Source organism: Sulfitobacter sp. HI0129, from assembly GCF_001635395.1.
Taxonomy (GTDB): Bacteria; Pseudomonadota; Alphaproteobacteria; order Rhodobacterales; family Rhodobacteraceae; genus Sulfitobacter.
The window spans coordinates 1-352 of sequence record NZ_LWGH01000086.1; the positions used below are offsets into that span (position 1 = coordinate 1).

The following is a 352-nucleotide window of genomic DNA, read 5'->3' on the forward strand; positions in this document are numbered from 1 at the left end:
GTTCACGGCACGCTGGTCGCTGGAATCGACTTGCGAGAACTGGTCGAACACCTTGTGGCGATGATCCTCCGACAGGCCGATCCCTTCGTCGATCACAAGGATACGCGCGAAGTCCTCGAAGATTTCAGAGCTTACGATGACCTTGCTACCAGGCTTTGAAAACTTCGCGGCATTGGACAACAGGTTCGACATGACCTGCTGCATCCGCTTTTCGTCCGCCTGGATCACAATATCCTTGTCGAACTGGCCTTTCACCAGATCCACGCTCAGCGTCTCCGCGTAGCCCGCGTTCAGATCGATGGCATCGTCCAGAAGCGCATGCAGTTCGAGCGGTTCGACGGAAAGGGAGATC

Annotated in this window: 1 protein-coding gene; it reads right to left on the reverse strand. The window is 56.0% G+C overall.

The window, feature by feature from the left end:
• A partial coding sequence (locus A3764_RS00855; RefSeq protein ID WP_161487473.1) for a sensor histidine kinase occupies positions 1 to 352 on the reverse strand: 352 nt, incomplete at both ends.